Source organism: Gottfriedia acidiceleris (genome assembly GCF_050457485.1).
Classification (GTDB): domain Bacteria; phylum Bacillota; class Bacilli; order Bacillales; family Bacillaceae_G; genus Gottfriedia; species Gottfriedia acidiceleris_D.
Genome location: NZ_JBCMJM010000001.1, coordinates 255,500 through 278,835 on the forward strand (window position 1 = coordinate 255,500; position 23,336 = coordinate 278,835).

Sequence of the window (23,336 nt, forward strand, 5' to 3'; positions counted from 1 at the left end):
AGATGGTAAATGTTATTTCACACGAAAAAGGAGCAACCGATATGGTATGCTCCTTTATTTATTTCCATCTCAAGACAAATTTTAAGAATTACTTATTTCATGAAATGTGTTTTCATTTGAATTAGTCGTTGTAAAATTCAAAAATTTATAAGATGTAATGACTCCAATCAATAAAAACAAACTTGCAATGATTGGCGGTAAAAGATGATAAAAATCAGTGTACCCAATCATAAAATGGACTCCAAACGCAGTTATAAACGCGGGTAAACTCCCGAACAGTAATGTCCACCAAATCCATTTTTGATTTTGTCTGTACCCCCATAATGAAATCATGAGTACTAGTAAGCCAACACTTACTAATCCACCACCAAAACCTGCTCGATCATGTGAAATAACAGGAATCAGGTGCTGATTAAATGCATCTAACTCAGAAGGTGTTATACATAAATAATTTAAATCTGTTTTCACAAAGGTAGTAGTGACACCTACAAATGAAATAATACATCCTCCGAGTATGATCGAAAACCCTAATATAATAAAAAATAATTGACCTATTAAACTAATCTTCCAATCTCTATTATTTGTTAGATTTTCTGATTCTGGACTTCTATTTATGCCTCTAGTTTTAAAAAAACCAATTAAGAATGGTATTAATAAAACTACCCAAAATAAAGCGTGTAACCAATCAAAATACCAATAACCTATAAATAAAAATATCGCTAAAAAACCTACGAACGCACTAGTATCAGATGCTTTCTTTGCCCAATGATAATGATGTTTAATTCCATTTCTGGCTAATGACATGAACAGTATTCCACCTGACATAATCGTCCCAGAAAGTGTCATTCGATCATGTGACATAAAGGGGAGAATTCGATCATTAAACTGTAAAATTACATGTCGTTTAATCGTTAAAAAGTGCTCATCATATGGAAGGACAATGGTAGTTAAACTAATAAATAGAGCAAGTAATCCTCCAATAAACATGAAAAGTCCAAATAAAAAGTACCATATCCATCCGTCACTTAAACTAGTCATCTCTTTTTTACTTCTATACATTATCGCTTCATTAATCCGTTTTGGTAGACCAGGACCACTGAGCACATATCCATGAGATAAAAATACTAATGATGCTCCAGTATCAATTAATTCAATTGCATCAATCGGCTCAACCACTCCGCCTTTTGTAAAAATTGGTTTCTCAAACTGATTTGATTTTAACTTTTGAATAGTATTTATTAAGTTGTTTTTTTGCTCTAGATCAGTAGTAACTGGAAGTTCTTCAATCAATATTGAATGGAATGGATAATTTTCTTGTTTAAGAAGAATATCTATTTCATTTGAATAAATTGATAGACAAATAGGTTTACTAGAAGCCCAATTATTTTTTACTAAATCCATGGCCAAATCAAACTCTAGGATGAATAAATCAACAAAATCTGAAAGCCTTGATTCGATCAGTTTATATTCATCAAAACTCCCAACTATTCTAGCAAAAATGGGAACCTTCTTATGTATTTTAGTAAGTTTATGAACTGTTTGTTCTATGGTTAATACTTTATTTTCCTCTGTTCCGATTAATTGGTTAAGTTTCAAATTAATGAGCGGACTTTTGCTTGTATAAGAGTCGTTGATTGAAATAGGTCCAATTTCAATCACACCAAATCCTAAATTCATAAAAGCGTTTGTGCCAGATAGATAGGGGTCAATCTTAGAGGCCAATCCAATTTGATTTTTAATTTTTAAATTATGAATTACGTTTTCAAGAGAACTGTCAGTATTTAAATGACCGAGAAATTCGATTAGATTTGGACCAAATGGAATAGATGAGATTTTATTCATGCTACTATGAATGAATTCTCTTGAAACTTTAGAAGGAAGCTTTGAGAGCATTGGTTTAAAAATTGTATGATAAGACCAATCAGGCATCGTATTACCTCATTTTTTTTAAGATTACTTATAGTTTACTTTCACAAATATAAAATGAAAACACTTTCTTTTAAAATTGTGAATTGATTCACAAAACATTGGAATTTTTGTATAAATATGGTATAAATAAAAAGAGTTATCTACTTTCAAAAATAGTAAGACAAGTAAGGAAAAGGTTGTATAGAAAGGCGTATATGTGATTACAATGGTAAATATGCAAAAAGTGATAGTCATCGTCGGTCCTACAGCAGTAGGGAAAACAAAGCTAAGTATTGAACTTGCAAAAGCTGTTGATGGAGAAATCATTAATGGTGATGCAACACAGGTTTATAAAGAATTAAATATTGGAGCAGCTAAAATTACAGAAGAAGAAAAGGAAGGAATTCCGCATCATTTAATTGATTTCCTTGATCCAAAAGATTCTTTTACAGTAGCTGATTTTCAAACTTTAGCTAGAGCGAAAATTAAAGAAATAGCTAATCGAGGTAAAATTCCAATTATTGTTGGTGGTACTGGATTATATATCCAAAGTGTATTAACTAAATATGAATTTGCTGAGCAAGAAGGTGATGAGCTTTTAAGAAACCAATTAGAGGGCTTTGCGATGGCCTTTGGGAATAAAGCATTACATGATCAATTAAAAGAAATTGATCCAGAAAGTGCGAAGCAAATACATATGAATAATGTTAGAAGAGTAATCCGTGCAATTGAAGTTTTCAAACTAACGGGACAAAAATTTTCAGAGACCGCATTTAAAAAAGAGCCAGAGTATTTATATGATGCAGAAATAATCGGATTATCGATGGATCGAGAGCTACTATACAATCGAATTAATTTACGAGTTGATCTAATGTTGGAAGAAGGACTAGTAGATGAAGCAAAAATGCTCTACGACAAAGGTATTCGAAATTGTCAATCTGTGCAAGCGATTGGCTATAAAGAGCTTTACGATTATTTTGATGGAATCTTAACGAAAGAAGAAGCAATCGATTTAATTAAACAAAGCTCAAGAAGGTATGCAAAAAGGCAAATGACGTGGTTTAGGAATAAAATGAGCATCCATTGGTTTGATATGGATGGACAGAATTTTGATATAAAAAAACTGGAAATTTTAGCTATACTTGAAGGAAAGGGCTATTTCATCTCGAATAAATATATGTAGAGGTAGAAGAGGAGGAAAAGGACATGAAAACATCAATCAACATTCAAGATCAGTTCTTAAACCAATTACGTAAAGACAATCTAGCGGTTACAGTATTTTTACTTAATGGATTTCAAATCAAAGGTAAAGTAAAAAGCTTTGATAACTTTACGGTATTGTTAGATGTTGAAGGTAAACAACAATTAATATATAAACATGCAATTTCAACGTTTGTACCATCTAAAAATGTACAAATTGAAATGTAAAATAAATTGAAAAAAGAGCATTGATCTTATGGTCAATGTTCTTTTTTAATTATGATAGATAAATTAATAAAGATAATTATATTATGTAAACTAGAGGAGGAGAAACAAATGTATGTTCCAAAAGAATTTAAAGAAACAGATCTAAATCAATTAATAGCCGAAATGAAGAAAAATAGCTTCGGAATATTATTATCAAATAATGACGAAGCAAAAATAGAAGCAACTCATTTACCATTTATCATACAAGAAACAAAAGAGAGTTTATTTATAATTACACATTTAGCTAAGCCAAATCCTCAATGGAGAACGATGAATGGAAAGGAATGTTTAATCATCTTTCCAGGGCCACATGCATATGTTTCTGCTTCATGGTATGAAGAAAAAAATACAGTTTCAACTTGGAACTATACAGCAATCCACGTTTATGGAAAAGTAACAACAATTGAAAATAAAGATGAAATGAGAGAAATCGTTTTAAAAACAACCGAATACTTTGAAAAAGGACAATCAAAACCCTGGAAGTATGGAGATCACACAGATTATGTTGAAAAATTACTTTCGGGAATTGTTTGTTTAAAAATTGAAGTAACAGAGTTAATCGGTAAAAAGAAATTAAGTCAAAATCATTCGATTGAGAGAAGAGAAAAAGTGATTGCAGCTTTGCAAAATGAAGAAAAATATTCTTCCCAAGAAATCGCGGAACTTATGAAAGCAAAACTAAATCCAAGTTCATAAAAAGAAGTTTACTACACTTTAAAAAGAGAGAGTTATGATATAGAAATCATAACTCCTATTTATTTGGGCGTTCATTTTCTTGAAAATATTGAAAGTATCGTTTTAAAGAAACTGAAGTCTTCAATCCAACTAGATGCTGAATATCTTCCACTAATAATCCCTCTTTGATTTTACCTAGAATAAACGTGTTTCTTAAATGTTGTGAGCAAAGTCCTTTTCTAAGCCCAGCTCTTTTAACTTCCAACCTAAGCATTTTTTGAAATGCAATTTCAGTAAGTGCTTTCGGTGAATCTGTATCGTAAACCCAATGGAATGTCATGCGGTTAAAATCAAATGCAACAAAGAGCGGATGAGTTGAATGATAGTGAGGTCTTACGGGCTCTGGTATCGTGACAAAATAATTATATAATAGTACTCGATCTTCTTTTGTAAGAATAATTGTTCTTTTAGTCCCTTCCTTGCTATGGACAATAAGTTCATTTAAAGCGAAGTTAATATCTCTCATTTGTAAATCAATTAATTCCTTTAAAGTTAGTCCATAAAACAGCATAAAACGAATCATAATTTCGTTACGATCCATTAAAAATGATCTAGCTTTTAATTGTTTTTCTGACAAATCTGTTGTGGATTGAACGATTGATAGTAATTTTTTTTCTTCTTCTTCTGAGATAAAATCGTCCTTTGAAAGGGCGCGTGAAGGTCCTGCTAAATAGTTAGTGAATGGGATGATATTTTCGATGGAAGAATTATTAGAATGTAAAAATTTATAAAATTGATTTAGTACGACATATATTCGATGCATCGTTTTCTCATTATATCCACGTTCAGATGTTAAAAAATAGAAATAATCATTAAAATTTTGCACTTGTAATGTACTAAAACTTTCATTAACTTTTTTAAAGTAACGGAAACATTCTTCTAAATCATAGCAATAACGCTTAATAGTAGATTCTTTTCTTCCTTTACTATTTAAGTGAGAGGCAAATTGCAAGATGACATCAGGTAAAGTAGCAATTGTTAAGTTTGGAATCGTCAAATTTATCAACTCTTCTCTTTTTCTCTCATTATATCAAATAAGTTAATAGAATTTAGTAAAATTTAGCAATCTTATCCATTTAAAAGTTAGTCTAGAGAATAAAAGTTTTGAAATTAATTGTTCGTACATATAATAGTAAAAAACTTATTTAGTAAAATACTTTCATAAGCACATAAAACGAACTGTAATGTGATTTCTCGCGGAGTGCTTTCTATAGATACACAAAAAATGTTCGACAGAATAAGAGAGGTGTCATGTTTGGAGCAGCCAATTCGTTTAAAAGATAACGGCCAAATAAATGTTGTACTTAATACAGTGAAAAGGGGAGAGGTTTCTCCAAATCCAATTATCGAAACAGTGAAACATCCTAAACATGAGTTATTAATAGAAATAGAGGATCAGTTAAGGCATTTAATTGGTATGGGAGAAATAAAAAAAATGATTCATGAAATTTATGCTTGGATATTTATTAATAAAAAACGAGAAGAATTAAATTTAAAAGCTGAAAAACAAGTATTGCATATGTTGTTTAAAGGCAATCCAGGAACTGGAAAAACGACTGTTGCAAGGATTATTGGTCAATTATTTTTGAAAATGGGTGTATTGTCAAAAGGCCACCTAATCGAAGCAGAAAGAGCTGATTTAGTCGGAGAATACATTGGACACACTGCTCAAAAAACTAGAGATTTAGTAAAAAAAGCAAATGGTGGGATTCTTTTTATTGATGAGGCTTACTCACTTGGCCGTGGTGGGGAAAAAGATTTCGGAAAAGAAGCGATTGATACACTTGTTAAACATATGGAAGATAAACATGGCGACTTTGTACTGATTTTAGCCGGCTATTCTTCCGAAATGGATTATTTCTTAAGTTTGAATCCTGGACTAAAATCAAGATTTCCTTTCATTTTAGAATTCCAGGATTATTCTGTAAATGAACTTCTAGATATTTCAAAAAAAATGTTTGTTGACCGAGAATATATACTATCTCGGGAAGCGGAATACCGATTAAGAGACTTTATCCAAAAGGCAAAACTTGAAAATCGTGCTCATTTTAGCAATGGGCGTTTTGTCCGTAACATTGTTGAAAAATCGATTAGGACACAAGCAACTAGATTAGTATCTGAGAGCGAATTTAATCGAGAAATATTAATGAGGATCGAAGAAAAAGACTTATTTACTTCAGACAAAATCGATTCGATTAATTGAACGATTAGCTATTTTATCTGGTGTTTTCTACCCCACCAACCTTTAATGTTAAAATAAATTGAAATAATGACCCCGATTAAAATATTGAGGACAATACAATATAAATAACCAAATTTCCATTTTAATTCAGGCATATTTACAAAATTCATGCCATATAACCCTGCAATAAAAGACATTGGTAAGAAAATGGCACTTATGAGTGTTAAAGTTTTCATAATATCATTTGTACGGTCAGATTTTAAGAACATTTGCATTTCTATAATGCCTCCCATACTTTCTTTAAAATTATCTAGGGCATTAATAATACGTTCATAATTCTCTTTCAATTCATTAAAATAAAAACCTGCATCCTGACTTAGGAAAGGAAAATCTGCTTCGACAATTTGGTTAATGACATTAACTTGTGGTTCTACAAGCTGTCTTAAATCTTGAAGTTGAACTTTCCAATTGAAAATTTTCTGATCTAAATCCTTTCGAAATGGATCATTAAATAAGTCTCGTTCAATTTCTTCAATCTCATTTGCAAACCGATCAATAGAGATAAGGAACTTCTCAATAACTTCATGGAAAATTTGATATAAAACATGACCAGTATGGTCTACTTTAATATAATTTTGACTGAATTCCTGAGTTACATATTTGAATAGATCTATTTCATGATCTTCTATATATGAAATAATTAAATTACTGCAAACAAGAATATTTATTTTTGTTGGTTTAAATAACTTAGTTAAAGCATATAGGGAAAGGATTGCCTCGTTTTTAAAAACATTTATTCTTGGCTTATGTTCACTATGGAGAAGTTTCTTTTTTGCTAAAGGATGAATAGTTAAACTTTCAATAATCGTAGTTAATTCATCAAAGGATTTATTACTGAAGTGATACCAAAGAATTTCATCTTTAGTTGGAAGCAAAAATTCATCAATTGTTTCGACTGAATGGTTTGTTATATTATATCTCTTCAAATGAAATTCCTCCTTTAAATAAATTTCTAAAATAGTGTTGGCAAGTATAGGTAAATTATGTAAACAAAAAATAAACACTTTTTTTAGTTGTTGTTTCTTGTTTGCTATTTTTTTTCATTTATCAGATAGTATCATGTAATTTTGTCAGTACTTTATGTTTTTATTGTTGTCTATTTTTTTGATAAATGGAAAACCATAGAGTGTGAGAGTTCAGATGGATTGGATAGAAGTTAAAGAAAGTAAAAATGTTGAAAATCTTTTGGATACATTTGGAGGGTTTCATAATAGTTGCTTAAAAGAATTCCATATGTGGATTGGGAGTTATGTTGATGATAATCTATCATTGGGTATATCAACAGAACTGATAATATTGTAAGATTCCTTTTTCAAAGGCAGTTTCGTATCAATCTGCGATAGAAATATTATTTGAAGGTGTAACTCAATTTCACATCGTTCAAGAACTAAATTTTAATTCTATCACTTATAGAGCAAGGTTAATTTTGTACGATGCTCTGTTTTATTGGACTGACGACGTTAATTTTAAACCCGAAGTTTATTCTCTTGGTGTAATAGTTGGATTTCTGTAAAATTAGGGATTAGAACTGAATCTATAGCAAAATCCAATCCTAATCCCAAACCAAGTGTATGGGTCTATCACTTATCTGAAAAGAATATGGGAGGAGTATTGTTTGGAAATCAGGTTTTATTAATCTGCTTATTCTAAACATGCTAATTCTTAACATTCAATCTGGCGAACAGATATTTTATAAACATTAAACTTATTAGTTAAAAAAATTTATTAGTTGAGTATATTGATAAATTGCATATACATGTAATCGTTCAGTCCGATTTTTATAATATGACAAAAGATTCAACTTCCGATCCAAATAACTTCGCACAACTTAATATAAGATTTTATTTTCAATTCACTATTTTTCCCTGTAAGTATGTTTAGCATTGATAATCTTTTTTAGTTTTCCCCTCCACAATGTATCTTTTAAATCCTGTACTTTCAAAGGAATAATCGGAGATAAATAATGAATACCATATGGCTTTAAGAAGCTTGCCCAACAGAAAAAGATTAATGATAAAATTGCTACTCCCCACCAATCAAAAAAATATCCTGTAAATAGCATAATAGGCTCAAGTGTTTGAATAATAGGTCTTAAACCTTTAAATAGGCTATGTAGACTAGTTAATATACTAAGATTCATTAATACAACTATAAAAGGATTAAGCAAATTTATTTTAACTGACATTTCACCAATTATCATTGTGACAAGTAAAGAAATTAAGATCATATAGGAACTGTAAACAAGAACAGAGTTAACAATCGCCATTCGCATAACTAACATAATAAGTAATATTTGCACAAGAGCGGGAAGAATGTAATCTGCTCCGTTAAATAATTCATAAATTTTTTTATTATCAATCTGATCTAAATGGAATTTTTGTACAACTATAAAAAATGTCGATCCATATATTGTGAACAAAAAGGCTAGGATTTTGAGAATTCTTAAAGTAAATCTTCCTGTTCTTGTGTAGTAATCGTCTTGTTGATGGAAGAACCCCCAAAATACCACAGGAGCAATGACGGCTAAGGGACAGTGATCTGCAATAATTATCACTTTTCCTTGGATTAAATCAGATACGATTACATCAAACCTTTCACTTACTCTAACAGTTGGGAAAAGTCCTGCACTTTTATGTTGTAATTCTTCCCCTATTGTTTCAACATGTAACAAATAATCAATCTCCAAATTGCTCATTTTATTTTGGACTTCCTCAAGCGTTCTAGTGTCAACTCTGTCTTCTAAATAAAAGAGTGAAACCTTATTTTGGATAACACTACCATAATAATAATCAACAATTTTTAATTGAGAATTTTTACACCATTCTTTTATTAGCTTTGTATTAGTTTCAAGGTTTTCAGTTACGCCGTATTCAGCTCCAAAAGGAGATTTTTCGGTGGAGGGTTGCTCTAATGCTCTTTCGGGAATCTTTTCTTCTTCTTGTTTTTTTTGAGCCACCATGACTTCTTGAACGATGGACTGAATAATTTCTTTGTCTTTATTTAGCATAAGCAAACTCCTTTCGTATATAATATTCCCAATTAAAGAATAAAAAAATACCAGTAGGGTGATGAAGTCTACTAGTAAAATACAGTAATGAATAATGAAAATTACATTATTTTAAAAATAAGTTTATCGAACTTTACTGTTATTTACTTAAATAAAAATAACGGTTTTGCGACTTGTGATTTTGTTGAACTAACGCATGCGTTAGCCATCCATGAATCCACAGATTCACAACAGTGAATGGAAGTTTATATCGTACTCCCATGGTAGTTCAATAAGAAGGGCAGCTACGGTAGTCCTTTTTATTATGCTAATTGGGTAATTAGGTTAAAACGGAGTGTTATAATATAAATAAAATAGCTTTTTCTATAGGAGTTTAACTTATGAATACTAAAAATTTAAGAAAATGGCCGTTGTAAAACGATATTAAACAAAAGACAATTGAAGGATTTTGGGAATGCTTTAATAGAATGTAGATGATTTGGAAAATAGTTTTAAGAAGCAAGAAGAACTTATTAAGAAGTTCTGTGAAAATATAGAATAAGGAAAGCTGTAAGCCCCCCTTTTACATAATCTGCCTTAATTGCTTCTTCACTTCTCCATAAGGCTCACTCACAAACACACTTAAATTCCCCTTCTTATCCCACTCTGTTAAAGTAACCTTAGTTCCCTGTGAGTTTGACTCCTTAATGGAAGTAATGTGATTGATGTTTATACAAATCTTCTTTCCACTCATATCAGTTAGCTCAATAAACTGTTTCAATGCTCCACCACCTGACATAGATTTAATTATGTTATGATTTAGTATGTATGTATTTACATTGGAGTATTAAAAAAAGCCTCAGAGCCTGGAGAGCTTCTGAGAGCTTGCCTTTCCTTGACTCTGAATACCTTTGATATGGCTTATCGCCATCTCCGTTGAAAGATAAGGGTCTTCTGAGTAGTATTCAAAATTTCTGCCACAAAGTGGAGAACGCTTAATGTTTACACCAGGTCCAAGAAGAATGGCTCTTCTGCCTGACATTCTTCTCCCAGCTACTCCTGTACTATGAACTAGAGCTCTGTCCCAAGAGCTTGCCACTGCGTGTTTTATTAAATAAAACAAAAGGGAAACTCAAAGATATCGTGTTTCCCTTATAGGGTAAAGAAATGTAAAAATGTAATTGTCCCTTTATTATATAAAGATTTAAATGGGAGTGTTAAAAAAGCCTACCCAAAGTATTCCATCAAATTAAGTTTGTATTTACTTACGTCGATTCCCGTATGCTCCTTAATAACATTAAGAATATTCTTTGTATCATTCTTATCCATCGTTCCATACATTGTTACAATCTGAATTACACGATTATCTCGGTCAATAGCAACAGCGAGAACAATTGGAATTCTACTAGATTGTTCGTGTTTCCTCACAAAAGGTTGTAGTAACCTCTTTAGTTCTCCATCAACTGGTTGATATTGTTGTGGTTCAGCTTGAACTGAACTAATATTAACTCCACTAAATAATATTGCAATTGCTAAAAGTATTTTTTTCATTTTCATCACCTCCAAAGTTAGTTTACCCAGACATATAAAAAAAATGACTGGGATAATCCAGCCAAAAATTTTGCGTGTTTTCGAAAATCAACTATATTTATTAACAGAGCCTTAATAAAAAAATCAGCCTTATTCGGCCGACTCAATCATTCTGGTAGTTCCTTCATTCTCTGTAGATCTTCATTCAGACTATTGAATACACTTTCAATTTGTTTAATGGTGTCTTCATTAATAGACTTACTTTCGAGTTGATCAGTAATAAAACTTTGTATACTGCATAAAGTACTAAACATACTTTGTAGACATTGTTTCCTATTCTGATTAATTATAAGTGTATCCCATGTTAGTTCTTTATTTTCCATAACGGTCGCCTACATTAATTCTCTCGATTTATTCGGTAATGTTCTATTATTATCTGTTCTAATTCTGCTTCCTTTTTAAAATCTCTTTGGAATCCTTCATATCTTGTATGTCCAGTTAACTCATGTAACAAAGAAGCCAAATAACTACATATACCTCGTTCGACTTCATAACTTATTGGGTATTCATTATCACTTCCTATTATCTGGTCATTTTTAAGTACCTTAACCCTGTTTGACAAATCTTCTTTTAAATATGCAACAATATCTTCTTTAAATGTCTCTGTAAAGATTTATTACTTAGTGATGATAAACACCATAGAGGTTGCGTTGATCTACTTTACGTTATATGAGAGATGGAGAAATATATGTAGAGCAAATAGGATACATCATAGGAACTCGATTTGCTTTGACGGCCTGGACGAGGAGCGTGCGATGAATTTGGCAAAGCTGTTTGAAAAAACGCTTTCTATTTTAACCAATAGTTAACGATAGATGAATACTATGTAATTTACACTAGTATTCAGAAAGGATAAAATAAATCTTAGTCTCAGGTTTTTTTTAAAATCTTTCGTAAATAAGGTGATTAAGTTGAAAATCGCAAAGGTAATTAATAATAATGTTATCAGTGTCTTAGACAATCAAAATAAAGAGTTAGTCATCATGGGGGGAGGAATTGCTTATCAAAAAAGGTCCGGAGATTTGGTGGATGAGACGAAGATTGAAAAGATCTTCAAATTGGACAATAAAGATGTCACGGAAAAGTTTAAGACTTTACTATATGATATTCCTTTAGAATACATGGATATTTCAGAAAGAATTATCTCTTACGCAAAAGAAAAGCTTGGAAAAAAGTTAAATGATAGTATTTATGTATCGTTAACTGATCATATAACTTTTGCAATTGAGAGAAGTAAAAAGGGATTATTAATATCTAATCCTTTGCTTTGGGAGATTAAAAGAATTTATAGTGAAGAATTTGCGATTGGTTTAAAGGCAATAAAAAAGATAGAAGAGATTCTTGAGATTACTCTTCCTGAAGATGAAGCCGGCTTTATCGCCATGCATATTGTAAATGCCGAGCTAAATGAAGAAATGCCTAACGTTGTAAATATCACTAAACTAATTCATAATATCTTAAACATTGTTAAATATCATTTTAAAATTGATATTGATGAGGAATCATTAAATTATTTTCGCTTCCTTACCCATGTAAAGTTTTTTGCACAGCGTCTATTTAGTGAGAGTAATTTTAACAGCCATGATGATTATTTATACGATATGGTGAAAGAAAAGTATCAGGAAGCTTTTCAATGTACAAAAAAGATTGAGGGATATGTTGAAATAAACTATAAATATCATTTAACGAAGGAAGAAATGGCCTATTTAACGATTCATATTGAAAGAGTTGTTAATAGAAGTTAGAAATTTTTTCTAGGTATGAAAGCGTTGACAAAAAATGAAAGCGCGTGTTATTATCTATTTAAATTAATATTAATTTAACAGGATTGTTACTGTTCAATCAGGCAAAACCTAAATTGTAATGTCATATTATTAGACGTACAATTTAGGTTTTTTGTTTTAATGGGATCCGGATCCCAAAAAGTATTAAACTAAACAAAATAAACTTAAATAGGGTTGTTACTGTTCAATCAGGCAAAACCTAAATTGTAATGTCGTTTTATGAGACGCACAATTTAGGTTTTTTGTTTTAATGGGATCCCAAAAAGTACTAAATTAAACAAAATAAACTTAAATAGGGTTGTTACTGTTCAATCAGGCAAAACCTAAATTGTAATGTCGTTTTATGAGACGTACAATTTAGGTTTTTTGTTTTAATGGAATCTCAAAAAGTACTAAATTAATCAAAATAAAGTTAAACAGGGTTGTTACTGTTCAATCAGGCAAAACCTGAGTAGTTGGTTTGGACTCTAGTTGTCCATTTCAAATACTCAGGTTATTTTTTTGAAAAAATTAGGAGGGGAATTTATGGACTTCAACAAAACAGCCAAAGGAATTCTTGAACATATTGGCGGAGAAGAAAATATACAATACGTTACTCATTGTATGACTAGATTACGCTTTAATTTGCACGATGAAAGTAAAGCGAATCGTAAAAAAATCGAAAATATACCAGGAGTAATGGGTACTACGATTGGCGGAAATCAATTTCAGGTTATCATCGGAAATGATGTAGCGAACGTGTATAAGGCCCTTTTAGGTAACAGTTCAATCAAAACAGAAGGTTCGCAGAAGAAACCTGCTGAAAAGAAAAAACGACTAGCTTCGATCCTTGATTTTATTGCAGGGGTATTTACACCGATTTTACCAGCAATTGTCGGTGCTGGTATGATCAAAGCACTTTTATCCATGTCAGTTGGATTTGGATGGATAGCGGATAAGAGTCAGCTTTATACGATACTAACATCAATTGGTGATGGAGCGCTCTATTTCCTTCCTGTACTCCTTGCAGTAAGTGCAGCTAAAAAATTAGGTAGCAATATATATGTTGCAATGGGGATTGCACTAGCATTACTACATCCTCAGTTGGTTGGACTGCTAACTTCTGGACACAAAATTTCGTTCCTTGGATTACCAGTGCTGGGGATTCCATACGCATCAACGGTTCTTCCAATTTTATTAGGAATTTGGATAGCATCTTATTTAGAAAAATGGATTGATCGAATCATTCCAAGTATGCTTAAACTACTTGTTGTTCCTGCTCTTACGATTTTAATTAGTGTGCCACTTATTTTAATTGCTGTGGGACCACTTGGAGTTATTATTGGTAGTGTTTTAACTAAAGGACTAACATTCTTATTTGAACAAAATGGAACTATAGCTAGCTTAATTTTAGGCGGAACTTTCTCATTACTAGTTATGACAGGTATGCACTATGCGCTACTTCCAATCGCACTTAATAACTTTGCTACAAAAGGATATGATTTTTTATCTCCACTTGGAATTATGGCGAATATGGGACAGGCCGGCGCAACATTTGCCGTGTTTTTTAAAACGAAAAATAAAAACATGAAATCAACTGCCCTTTCTGCGGGTTTATCTGCTGTAATGGGAATCACGGAACCAGCATTGTATGGTGTTAACATGAGACTGAAAAGACCACTTATTGGAGCACTTATTGGTGGCGGAATCGGTGGTGCCTTTTACGGCATGATGGGTGTAAAAAAATATGTACTAGGTGGTTTGCAAGGTTTACCAGGTATTCCAGCTCTTATTGGGCCAACATTTGTATACGCTTTAATCGGATTCCCAATCGCATTTTTTACAGCTTTCATTGTTACGTATATGATTGGATTCAAAGATGTTGAAGTTGAAGACGATGAGCAAGAGGATGTTTCCGTTAAATCAGTTGCTCCTATAAATGAAGCATTAGTTAGCCCAATAAAAGGTGAAGTTAAACCTTTAAGCGCAGTGAATGATGCTACGTTTTCAGGAGGTATTATGGGAAATGGCTCAGCGATAAGCCCTGAAGAAGGTAAGATTGTGTCACCTGTATCAGGAGAAATTATAACAATCTTTAAAACAAAACATGCCATTGGGATACGTAGTGTAAATGGTGCAGAAATTCTCATCCATGTCGGGATTGATACTGTAAAGTTAGGCGGAAAACACTTTACTGCATATGTTAAAGATGGAGACCGTGTTGAAGTTGGGGATACATTAATAACTTTTGACATTGATGCCATCAAAGCAGAAGGTTATGACCTAATTACACCGGTAGTGATTACAAATACACCGGTTTACAAAACTATCGATTTAGTAGAAGCAGGTAAAGTAGATACAAAAGATAAATTTATGAATTTAACTGTATAAAGTAGCAGATAAGGGGATTTTACTTCCCCTTATTCATTTTGTTTAGACAATAATTAGTAAATGGAGGATATTGCTATGAACTCATTAGAAAATAGATTCCCAGAAGGATTTTTATGGGGAGGTGCGACTGCTGCCAACCAAATAGAAGGTGGTTTCCACGAAGGAAAAAAGGGGTTAAATATTGCGGATGTTCTTCCAGGTGGGAAAGAGCGACTGAAACTAATAATGAACCCAGGATTTAATTTCGAAATTGATAAGAGCAAATACAGCTATCCTAACCATTATGGAATCGATTTTTACCACCGTTACAAAGAAGATATCGCATTATTTGCAGAAATGGGTTTCAAGGCATACCGCATGTCGATTGCTTGGACTCGGATCTTTCCAAATGGTGATGAACTTGTACCAAACGAAGAAGGCTTGGCTTTCTATGACCGTGTATTTGATGAACTGCACAAATATGGAATTGAACCAGTTGTAACGATTTCACATTATGAAATGCCTGTAAATCTAGTAAAAGAATATGGAGGCTGGAGCAATCGCCAAGTTATTACCTTTTTTGAACGATATGTAAATGCTATTTTCAATCGCTATAAGGATAAAGTAAAGTATTGGATGACGTTTAATGAAATCAACAGTGGGATGGCTGTCCCAATCATTGGTTTAGGTTTCTCGGTACAAAATGAAGAAGATCGTTATCAGACAACGTACCAAGCTTTTCATCATCAGTTTGTTGCCAGTAGTATAGCGGTAAAAGCTTGTCATGAAATTATTCCTGGTTCACAGATTGGTTGTATGATCGTTTTTGCACCTACTTACTCATATGATAGTGACCCTGAAAATGTCATGTTAGCGCACCAGAAAGAGCGCCATTTCAATTATTTTTGTGCCGATGTCCAGGTTCGCGGGCATTACCCTGCATTCATTAAGCGATATTTTAAGGAAAATGGAATTGAATTAGAAATTCAGGATGGCGATTTGGAATTAATTAAAGAGCACACTGTAGACTTTATCGGCTTTAGTTATTACATGTCTTGTACGGAGAAAAAAGAAGTAGCAGAAGGAGAAAAAAGGCAAGGTAATATTATTGGTGGAGTGAAAAACCCGTTCCTTAAAGCAAGTGAATGGGGCTGGGAAATCGACCCATTGGGTTTACGAATTTCATTAAACAAACTATATGATCGATACGAAATTCCACTTTTCATTGTTGAAAATGGTTTAGGGGCTAAAGATCAGGTTGAAGAAGATGGATCTATTCAAGATGACTACCGCATTGATTATTTACGTGAGCATATTAAGGCAATGCGAGAGGCCATTGAGGATGGCGTTGAATTGATAGGATATACAAGCTGGGGATGTATTGACTTAGTTAGTGCATCGACAGGAGAAATGTCCAAGCGTTACGGGTTAATCTATGTGGATAAACATGATGACGGTAGCGGTACATTAGAGCGCAAGAAGAAAAAGTCGTTCTTTTGGTATAAAGACGTAATCGCTTCAAATGGAGAACAATTATAGAAGAATTTATTGCCGGTTAGCCAATGTGGCTGCCGGCTATTTTATTATTTATATCCACATACATCTAATTTGTTACCACTTATAACCTGCATATGTGCAGTACTATTGTAGTTTGTTTACCATTTGGGATATTTATTATCTAGTTTGATGTACATTTTAATTTGAATCGACTATATTCGACAATATTTTTCGGATGAATAACCCAATTTCCAATATGATCCTCTTAAAATTAACCAGTAGTTAATGATAGATAACTAATTTGTAATTTACGCTTATATTCAGAAAATATAAAATGAAGTGAAAATTGCGAATGATATTGATAGATTAATAGAATTCCGATTTTTACAAAAACGAAGCATAAAATAGTTATGGATGAGGAGATGAAGTATGAGGAAAGGGAAAATTGGAAAGGTACTTATGGGAACGCTAGCTGCTGGTTTCGTACTGTCACAAGGAGTTCCATATAACGTCCTAGCCCAAAACACCGTTAAAGCCGAAAATGTGGATCAAGTCCTGATGAATTTGTCAGATGAACAAAGAAAAGCTTTGGAGCAATTGGATGCGAAACCTGACTTTACGATTTCTCATGATATTGACACAAATTCGTCTGAATTAGTCAATGTTATTGTGGAATTTTATCAGGCTCCAGCGAAAATCGAAGTAATGAAACAAGCTGCTAAAGGAAAGAAAATTTCAGTATCTGAAGCAGGTGCGAAAGTAGAAGAAGTACATAAAGAGTTTAAACAGCACGTACAGGATATGAAGTCAGAAAAGGAAAAAACGAGCACAGAAGGATATGACGGGAAAGACATAAAGATCACAAGAGAATATAAAAACGCCATCAATGGTGTAGCAATGACTTTACCTGGCACTGCAGTAGAAGACTTACTGCAATCAGGTGAAGTAAAACAAGTTTTCAAGGATTATGAAGTAAAGGTTGAGCCTCCCGCAGATACTAATGCAACTGCACAGCCGAAGATGATTGATAGTATCCCACAAATCGGGGTGGATAAGCTTCATGCGGAGAACATTACAGGGAAAGGCATTAAAGTCGGTGTCATTGACACAGGGATAGACTATAATCACCCAGATTTGCGTGATTCTTATAAAGGTTATCGTGCGCAACCTGGAGTAGACCCTAAGACTGTTGACCCAAATTCTGTAAAAGGTTGGGACTTTATCAATAATGATGCAGATCCAATGGAAACAACTTATGCGGATTGGAAGAAATCCGGACGGTCTGAGTTTTCTTCAGGAAGTGCTTATTACACAGAGCATGGTACACACGTATCCGGGACGATTGCAGCACAGCAGAAAAACGATGTCGATTATGGCGTAAAAGGTGTAGCGCCTGATGTAGATTTATATTCTTATAGAGTACTAGGCCCGTACGGATCTGGATCAACTACCGGGATCATTGCTGGAATTGATAAAGCAATCCGAGATGGGATGGATGTGATTAACCTGTCTTTGGGGGATACGATTAACAATCCTCTTTCTGCGACATCTGTAGCTGTAAACAATGCCATGCTTTCAGGTGTGGTGACAGTAGTGGCTGCAGGCAACAGTGGACCGAACGAAAAGACTTTAGGGTCACCGGCAACCGCTGCACTTGGGATAACAGTTGGGGCAAGTGATGTTTCAATGGCGATTCCTTCATTTAGCGCGAGTGCATCTGGTGAAACATTTGAAGACTTGCAGTTATTAGGCAAAGACTACCCAGACAAAATAGAAACATTAGAAGGGACATCTTCACGAATCGTATTTGCAGGACTTGGAAAGGCCACTGACTTTGATGGTAAGGATCTAAACGGTAAAATTGCTTTAATTCAGCGTGGAGAAATACCTTTCAATGATAAAATCATGAATGCTAAAAAAGCAGGAGCAAAGGCTGTTATCGTCTATAACAATGTTGACGGGCAAATTCCTGCCTACTTAGGAGAGGTAGTTGGTCTTATTCCATCATTCCGTTTATCAAAAGAAGACGGTGAACGCTTAAAAGCACTTGGTGAAGTTAATTTCACTTTTGGAACATTGAGTAATACAAAAACGGAAGGGGATCATTTGGCTGATTTCAGCTCACGTGGCCCAGTAGAGGGAAATGATGATATCAAGCCCGATGTAGTGGCACCAGGTGTAGCCATTCTTTCTACAGTACCAGAATATATTAATGACCCGCAAGACGGTATCAATTATAGTAATGCCTACGAGCGTTTGCAAGGAACATCGATGGCTACTCCTCATGTAACGGGGACAGCCGCATTGATTTTACAACAACATCCTGAATATACGCCTTTTGATGTCAAGGCTGCACTCATGAATACAGCAGATGACTTAAATGGGGATTATTCTGTGAATGAGGTTGGTGCAGGTCGTATCGATGCATATCAAGCTGTTCATGCCGAGACAACCCTCAAAGTTTTAGATAAAACAAACAATATCGTAAACGGCAAGACGGTAGAAATTGATGAGCAAACTGGTTCGATCATGTTCGGTAAATTCTCTAAACTGATTGATAAGCCAGTTGAAGCTAGCAAAAAAGTTGCGATTCAAAACCATAGCAATGAAGAAAAGACTTTTAAGGTTGAAGTAGAGTATCACAGTGAAAGAAAGGGTATCCAAGATGGCCTGAAGAATGGCTTAAAAGTGTCAGCCCCTGCATCCATCACAGTGGCAAGTGGAACAACGCAGGAAATTGAACCCAAAATTTCAGTTCCTGCCAATGCGGCAGCAGGAAGATATGAAGGATACATCCATGTGACGAACACAAACAATCCAGCAGAAACGTATCAAATTCCGTTTGCCATCCGAATTAATGACAGAGGGTTTGAGTCAATGAAAGTGTGGGAGATTGTGAGGAAGACAGGGACGCCAAATCAAATTCATTTCTATCTGAATAGTCCGATGGAAACGATTGATACTGTTGTCAAAGATAAGACAGGGAAACCAATTGGTACTCTTGGCCAGGTTGATGCAAGAAACTTGGTGACAAATATGAGATATATAATCAACACGTCAATGTATATATACCGATTTACGGATGACCCTCAAAACCCAATTGAATCACAATCGACCCCATTAACGGAAGGGCAATACACAATCGAATTGGTTGGACATGACCAATTGAATCAAACATATAAGGTGAATTCTATCTTTGTAGTTGACGATACACCAGCAGAATTGACGTGGGAAGGTGTTCAACATGGTAACATTTATGAGATTGATGATTCCCAATTGACGGAAGAGGATGGTCAACGTGCCTTCTGGGTACACGGTAAGGTATATGACTCAACAATCGATCTCTTAAGAGAGAATGGGCTGAATTACGATCAATCGTCTAAGAATATAGTATGGGGGCTTGAAAACGATGCTATCCTTCCTACTTTTGCGTTACCAGTGAAACCAGACGGTAGTGTAAAATTCGGGGTGACTCCCGAGGAACTGGAAGATTCGATAAGACTTAGGATTTACGCTCTCGATTGGGCACATCGAGAGGATGGGTTTGTAGGACCTATTCGTGATTCCCAACGCCTTACATTTATTAAGAAAGGTAAACCTTATGTAGCAAAAAGCTATAGTAAGGAATTTTTGAAATTAGGTGATAAGTTAACGGTCACGTTAAGCTTGAATAACGTGAAGAAATTTATATCTGGCAAGTCTACCGTAGAATACTGGACAGAGTTTTTTAAATTTTCAAATGTAAAAGTAAATGATGCTTTTCAAAAATATGCAAATGAAAATGGGCTAAACGTTAATGTTGATACACCATCTATAACACCAGGGTATTCAACGAGCAAAGTGGATGTAGGAGCTTCATTAAGCGGAAGTGATTTTAAAGGCCTTGATGGGGACATGCCATTTTTAGATGTAACATTTGAGCTCATTGAAGATGAATCGTACACTAATGTTGATGTCCCTCTTTATGTTCCAAAATTCTCTTACAATCAGGTTGGAGGAACTGAATCCATCGGTCTAAAAGCCTTATTGCAAGGGGATGAATTGAAAATTGTACCGAAGCATTCCAAAGGGTTAGTAAATATACACGGTGAAGCTTTTTATAAAACGAGAGGCAGCATATTCGATGACTTTACTACTGACTATATGAATGTTGGTGCAAAATTTTACGCAAAAGATTCGAATGGGAACGTCTATGATGGAATAATTGAAATGAAAAATGGTTCCGCCGTAATCCATGATCTTCCATTACAGGAAAAGCCATATGATTTCTATGTTGAAATTCCTGGACATCTGACAAGAAAAGTAACAGTACAGCCAGAACAGCTCAGTTATTTCTCTAAGTATTTCAATGAAACAATAGCTAATTATTATCGAATCGCTCCGACCAAACTTGTTGCGGGAGACGTGAACAGCGACAATGTGATTGACTTGCATGATGCGATCATTGTAGCTAAGGAATACGGTAAACAAAATCCTGAAGTAGCCGAAGCAGATATCAACCAAGATGGTATCGTGAATGAGACTGACATTCGTTTTGTTGAGAAAAACTTCTTAACAAAAGGACAAGCTGCAGGAAATGGGCAAAAACCGCAAGAGAAAATTGGACCAAAAACACTTGAGAGTGTCTTAGGTTCTATTGGGCTTGAGCCTAAACAGTAAAGAAATATAGCTAATATCCAGCTAGGAATCACGAATTCAGATTCAATCGGATCGTAACACATAACAGATTAGAACTAAACTAATAAAGACCGGTAACGCTTCATTGCAACGTTGCTGGTCTTTATTACGCTATTAATCTCTTTTAGATCCTGGTATTGATGAAGCAAAATCATGCTAATCAAAAATAAAAGTAGTTGAGCAGGGTAGAATCGTACCTTGCTCATTTTTTTAAGAGTAGTAGATATATCCTTAGTTAATTCCTCCCACTTCTCGAATCTTAGTAATAGTTCTGAGTGGTGGGTAGTTTTTTAGTGGACCATAGGACAATTTATTAATGCCAATAGTCTTGTACAAATTTCAAAATCGTGTGGGCAGGAGGTGTAAGCTTCTTATCATTTGCATAAATATAGCAAATTGGTTTTTCGAGTAGTTCACAATTCTTCAACGGAACGAAAAGGATATCTCCGTTTTGTACATCGACATCATTCGCTAACATTTCTTTAAATGCGAATGTAATTCCGATTCCTTCTTTAATGGCTTTTCGAGTGATTTCTATATTGTTAGTCCGGATTACTACTTGATTCTTAGAAAAATAGGAATTCATTATGGCATTTGTATACTCTCCTATATTTGTAACAAAAGATTCGTTTTGTAAATCCTCCGGTGTTACAAATTCATGGAATGCAAATTGGGAATTCTTCCCGATACAAATACCTGGACTACCTAAAGCTAATTTTTCATATATGATTTCAAATTCATTTTGTAAATCTGTTTTATCTGCCATAAATAAACCAATATCACATTTTCCATTTTTTACATCTTTCAATACTTGAGTTGATTCCTTTTCTTGGATTTCGACGCTAACTTCAGGAAAATCAATTTGAAGTTTTACTAAAGCGTCAAATGCACAATAAGTCAAACCTGGTACACAAGATATCTTTAGCTCGGTTTTAACGAATGCTTGTAATTTCGCTTCTTCCTTAAATTCATCAATTTTTAAAATCACTTCAAATGCTTTTTTGATGACGGCTTTCCCTTGCTGTGTTGGAACCATCCCTTTTTTTGAGCGTCTAAAAATTTGAATACCGAGTTCTTTTTCCAAGTTGGCAATGGATTTACTAATAGCAGGTGGAGAAACATGAAGTTTTTCAGCAGCAGTTGTGATAGAACCTTGTTTTCCAATTTCTGCAATGTAAAGTAGTTGTTCAAAATGCATATAATTCCCCCCACCTCTAATATTAACCAATAGTTAATGATATATAACTATTATGTATTTTACACTAATATTTAGAAAAGATAAAATAAAATAAAAATTAAGAATATTATTATTTGGATAACTAGATGATAAAATTCTGATTTTTGCAAAAGTTAGGCTGAACTGGTTTTTATGAAAAGTAAAATAATGTTTTGTCTTTAAAAAAGGTTGAGGAGATGCAGTATGAAGAAAAAATTTTTTGGTAAAATTCTTTCAGGGGCTCTGATTGCTGGGGTCGTATTTTCACAAGGACAAGTTTATAACGTATTAGATTATAAGATTAAATGATTAAGAGAAGGAAAAGTAATGGTAAAGGAAAAGTGTACTTCAAATTTCCTAAAGTAGTTTATGCAATAGATATTCCAGTTCCAAATACTCCGAAACCAAAGACTACTGACAAAGGTGCAACTTTGGAAAGTATCATAAAGCAATTAGGATTAAATAAAAAAAGACCTAAATTTTATTTAAAGAACTTTAGAGTTTCACCGGTTCAAAATGATCCAAAACCAAAGACTACGGGTGCAACTTTGGAAAGTATCTTAGCATTTTTAGAATTAGATAATTTGGAGTAAAAAAACAGAATAAATAAGTTGGTAACTTCTCCCAATCGTTTGTGGGAGAAGTTTTTTAATTCTATTTCTCTAAAGGAAGGTTAAGAGTGGTGTGTTGAAATTGAACTACTTTTTCCAGGTTGGAAGTAGTTTAACTACTGGCAGGTGGAGAAACACGAAGTTTTTCAGCAGCAGTTGTGATTAACTGTTGTTTTCTAATTTCTGCAATGTGCACTAGTTGTTCAAGTGCATAAAATCCTCTTTTTAAATTAACTGATAGTTAACGATAGATAACTAAAATGTATTTTACACT

16 protein-coding genes and 1 pseudogene are annotated in these 23,336 nt (G+C 33.6%); 9 read left to right on the forward strand and 8 right to left on the reverse strand.

Annotation, left to right across the window (positions count from 1 at the left end):
• Positions 1-81: 81 nt before the first annotated feature.
• A complete protein-coding gene (locus tag ABEY15_RS01160) occupies positions 82-1,929 on the reverse strand; it encodes a dihydroorotate dehydrogenase (RefSeq protein ID WP_429887887.1) in 1,848 nt (615 codons plus the stop codon).
• A 199-nt stretch (positions 1,930-2,128) separates the two neighbouring features.
• Between ABEY15_RS01160 and miaA the strand changes: the two genes are divergently transcribed.
• The 3 genes from miaA to ABEY15_RS01175 all read left to right on the forward strand — a co-directional run bounded on the left by miaA (position 2,129) and on the right by ABEY15_RS01175 (position 4,071).
• On the forward strand, positions 2,129-3,091 hold the full coding sequence (gene miaA, locus ABEY15_RS01165; protein WP_429888237.1) for a tRNA (adenosine(37)-N6)-dimethylallyltransferase MiaA: 963 nt from the start codon (positions 2,129-2,131) through the stop codon (positions 3,089-3,091).
• 23 nt (positions 3,092-3,114) lie between these two features.
• Positions 3,115-3,336, forward strand: a complete 222-nt coding sequence (gene hfq / locus ABEY15_RS01170) for an RNA chaperone Hfq (protein ID WP_056470298.1) — start codon at positions 3,115-3,117, stop codon at positions 3,334-3,336.
• A 108-nt stretch (positions 3,337-3,444) separates the two neighbouring features.
• On the forward strand, positions 3,445-4,071 hold the full coding sequence (locus tag ABEY15_RS01175; protein ID WP_429887889.1) for an FMN-binding negative transcriptional regulator: 627 nt from the start codon (positions 3,445-3,447) through the stop codon (positions 4,069-4,071).
• A gap of 55 nt (positions 4,072-4,126) precedes the next feature.
• On the opposite strand, the gene ABEY15_RS01180 is transcribed toward ABEY15_RS01175, so the two are convergent.
• Positions 4,127-5,107, reverse strand: a complete 981-nt coding sequence (locus tag ABEY15_RS01180) for a tyrosine-type recombinase/integrase (RefSeq protein ID WP_429887891.1) — start codon at positions 5,105-5,107, stop codon at positions 4,127-4,129.
• Between the two features lie 258 nt (positions 5,108-5,365).
• Here ABEY15_RS01180 and spoVK point away from each other — a divergent pair, with 258 nt between their 5' ends.
• Complete coding sequence (spoVK, locus tag ABEY15_RS01185; protein WP_429887893.1) at positions 5,366-6,313, forward strand: stage V sporulation protein K; 948 nt, start codon at positions 5,366-5,368, stop codon at positions 6,311-6,313.
• A gap of 8 nt (positions 6,314-6,321) precedes the next feature.
• Here the strand turns inward: spoVK and ABEY15_RS01190 are convergent, their stop codons facing one another.
• From ABEY15_RS01190 to ABEY15_RS01210, 5 genes and pseudogenes are all read right to left on the reverse strand, one after another.
• Positions 6,322-7,278 carry a magnesium transporter CorA family protein gene (locus ABEY15_RS01190; protein ID WP_429887894.1) on the reverse strand — a complete coding sequence of 319 codons (957 nt, stop codon included), beginning with the start codon at positions 7,276-7,278 and terminating at the stop codon, positions 6,322-6,324.
• Between the two features lie 929 nt (positions 7,279-8,207).
• On the reverse strand, positions 8,208-9,359 hold the full coding sequence (locus tag ABEY15_RS01195; protein ID WP_429887895.1) for a spore germination protein: 1,152 nt from the start codon (positions 9,357-9,359) through the stop codon (positions 8,208-8,210).
• A gap of 562 nt (positions 9,360-9,921) precedes the next feature.
• Positions 9,922-10,119, reverse strand: a complete 198-nt coding sequence (locus ABEY15_RS01200; protein WP_429887896.1) for a hypothetical protein — start codon at positions 10,117-10,119, stop codon at positions 9,922-9,924.
• A 93-nt stretch (positions 10,120-10,212) separates the two neighbouring features.
• Positions 10,213-10,437, reverse strand: a pseudogene (locus tag ABEY15_RS01205) (glycoside hydrolase family 3 N-terminal domain-containing protein); the annotation flags it as partial.
• Positions 10,438-10,565: 128 nt separating this feature from the next.
• On the reverse strand, positions 10,566-10,889 hold the full coding sequence (locus ABEY15_RS01210; RefSeq protein WP_429887897.1) for a hypothetical protein: 324 nt from the start codon (positions 10,887-10,889) through the stop codon (positions 10,566-10,568).
• A gap of 950 nt (positions 10,890-11,839) precedes the next feature.
• Here ABEY15_RS01210 and licT point away from each other — a divergent pair.
• The 4 genes from licT to ABEY15_RS01230 all read left to right on the forward strand — a co-directional run bounded on the left by licT (position 11,840) and on the right by ABEY15_RS01230 (position 21,217).
• Entirely contained in the window at positions 11,840-12,673 is an 834-nt protein-coding gene (gene licT, locus ABEY15_RS01215) for a BglG family transcription antiterminator LicT (RefSeq protein WP_429887899.1), read from the forward strand.
• A gap of 564 nt (positions 12,674-13,237) precedes the next feature.
• Positions 13,238-15,082 (forward strand): beta-glucoside-specific PTS transporter subunit IIABC, encoded by a 1,845-nt coding sequence (locus ABEY15_RS01220; protein WP_429887901.1) that lies wholly within the window; start codon positions 13,238-13,240, stop codon positions 15,080-15,082.
• A gap of 75 nt (positions 15,083-15,157) precedes the next feature.
• The gene (locus tag ABEY15_RS01225; RefSeq protein ID WP_429887902.1) at positions 15,158-16,600 is read left to right on the forward strand and encodes a glycoside hydrolase family 1 protein; all 1,443 of its coding nucleotides are present in this window, start codon (positions 15,158-15,160) and stop codon (positions 16,598-16,600) included.
• A gap of 387 nt (positions 16,601-16,987) precedes the next feature.
• Positions 16,988-21,217 (forward strand): S8 family serine peptidase, encoded by a 4,230-nt coding sequence (locus ABEY15_RS01230; protein WP_429887903.1) that lies wholly within the window; start codon positions 16,988-16,990, stop codon positions 21,215-21,217.
• Between the two features lie 331 nt (positions 21,218-21,548).
• Here ABEY15_RS01230 and ABEY15_RS01235 read toward each other — a convergent pair whose 3' ends face one another.
• A complete protein-coding gene (locus ABEY15_RS01235; protein ID WP_429887904.1) occupies positions 21,549-22,433 on the reverse strand; it encodes a LysR family transcriptional regulator in 885 nt (294 codons plus the stop codon).
• A gap of 359 nt (positions 22,434-22,792) precedes the next feature.
• Between ABEY15_RS01235 and ABEY15_RS01240 the strand changes: the two genes are divergently transcribed.
• Entirely contained in the window at positions 22,793-23,044 is a 252-nt protein-coding gene (locus tag ABEY15_RS01240) for a hypothetical protein (protein ID WP_429887906.1), read from the forward strand.
• Positions 23,045-23,336 lie beyond the last annotated feature (292 nt).

Bases quoted from the DNA above. Each gene is read 5' to 3' on its own strand.
- ABEY15_RS01230 (WP_429887903.1), top strand. From the start codon at position 16,988: ATGAGGAAAGGGAAAATTGGAAAGGTACTTATGGGAACGCTAGCTGCT.
- ABEY15_RS01225 (WP_429887902.1), top strand. From the start codon at position 15,158: ATGAACTCATTAGAAAATAGATTCCCAGAAGGATTTTTATGGGGAGGT.
- ABEY15_RS01160 (WP_429887887.1), bottom strand. From the start codon at position 1,929: ATGCCTGATTGGTCTTATCATACAATTTTTAAACCAATGCTCTCAAAG.
- ABEY15_RS01220 (WP_429887901.1), top strand. From the start codon at position 13,238: ATGGACTTCAACAAAACAGCCAAAGGAATTCTTGAACATATTGGCGGA.
- hfq (WP_056470298.1), top strand. From the start codon at position 3,115: ATGAAAACATCAATCAACATTCAAGATCAGTTCTTAAACCAATTACGT.
- ABEY15_RS01175 (WP_429887889.1), top strand. From the start codon at position 3,445: ATGTATGTTCCAAAAGAATTTAAAGAAACAGATCTAAATCAATTAATA.
- ABEY15_RS01210 (WP_429887897.1), bottom strand. From the start codon at position 10,889: ATGAAAAAAATACTTTTAGCAATTGCAATATTATTTAGTGGAGTTAAT.
- ABEY15_RS01235 (WP_429887904.1), bottom strand. From the start codon at position 22,433: ATGCATTTTGAACAACTACTTTACATTGCAGAAATTGGAAAACAAGGT.
- ABEY15_RS01195 (WP_429887895.1), bottom strand. From the start codon at position 9,359: ATGCTAAATAAAGACAAAGAAATTATTCAGTCCATCGTTCAAGAAGTC.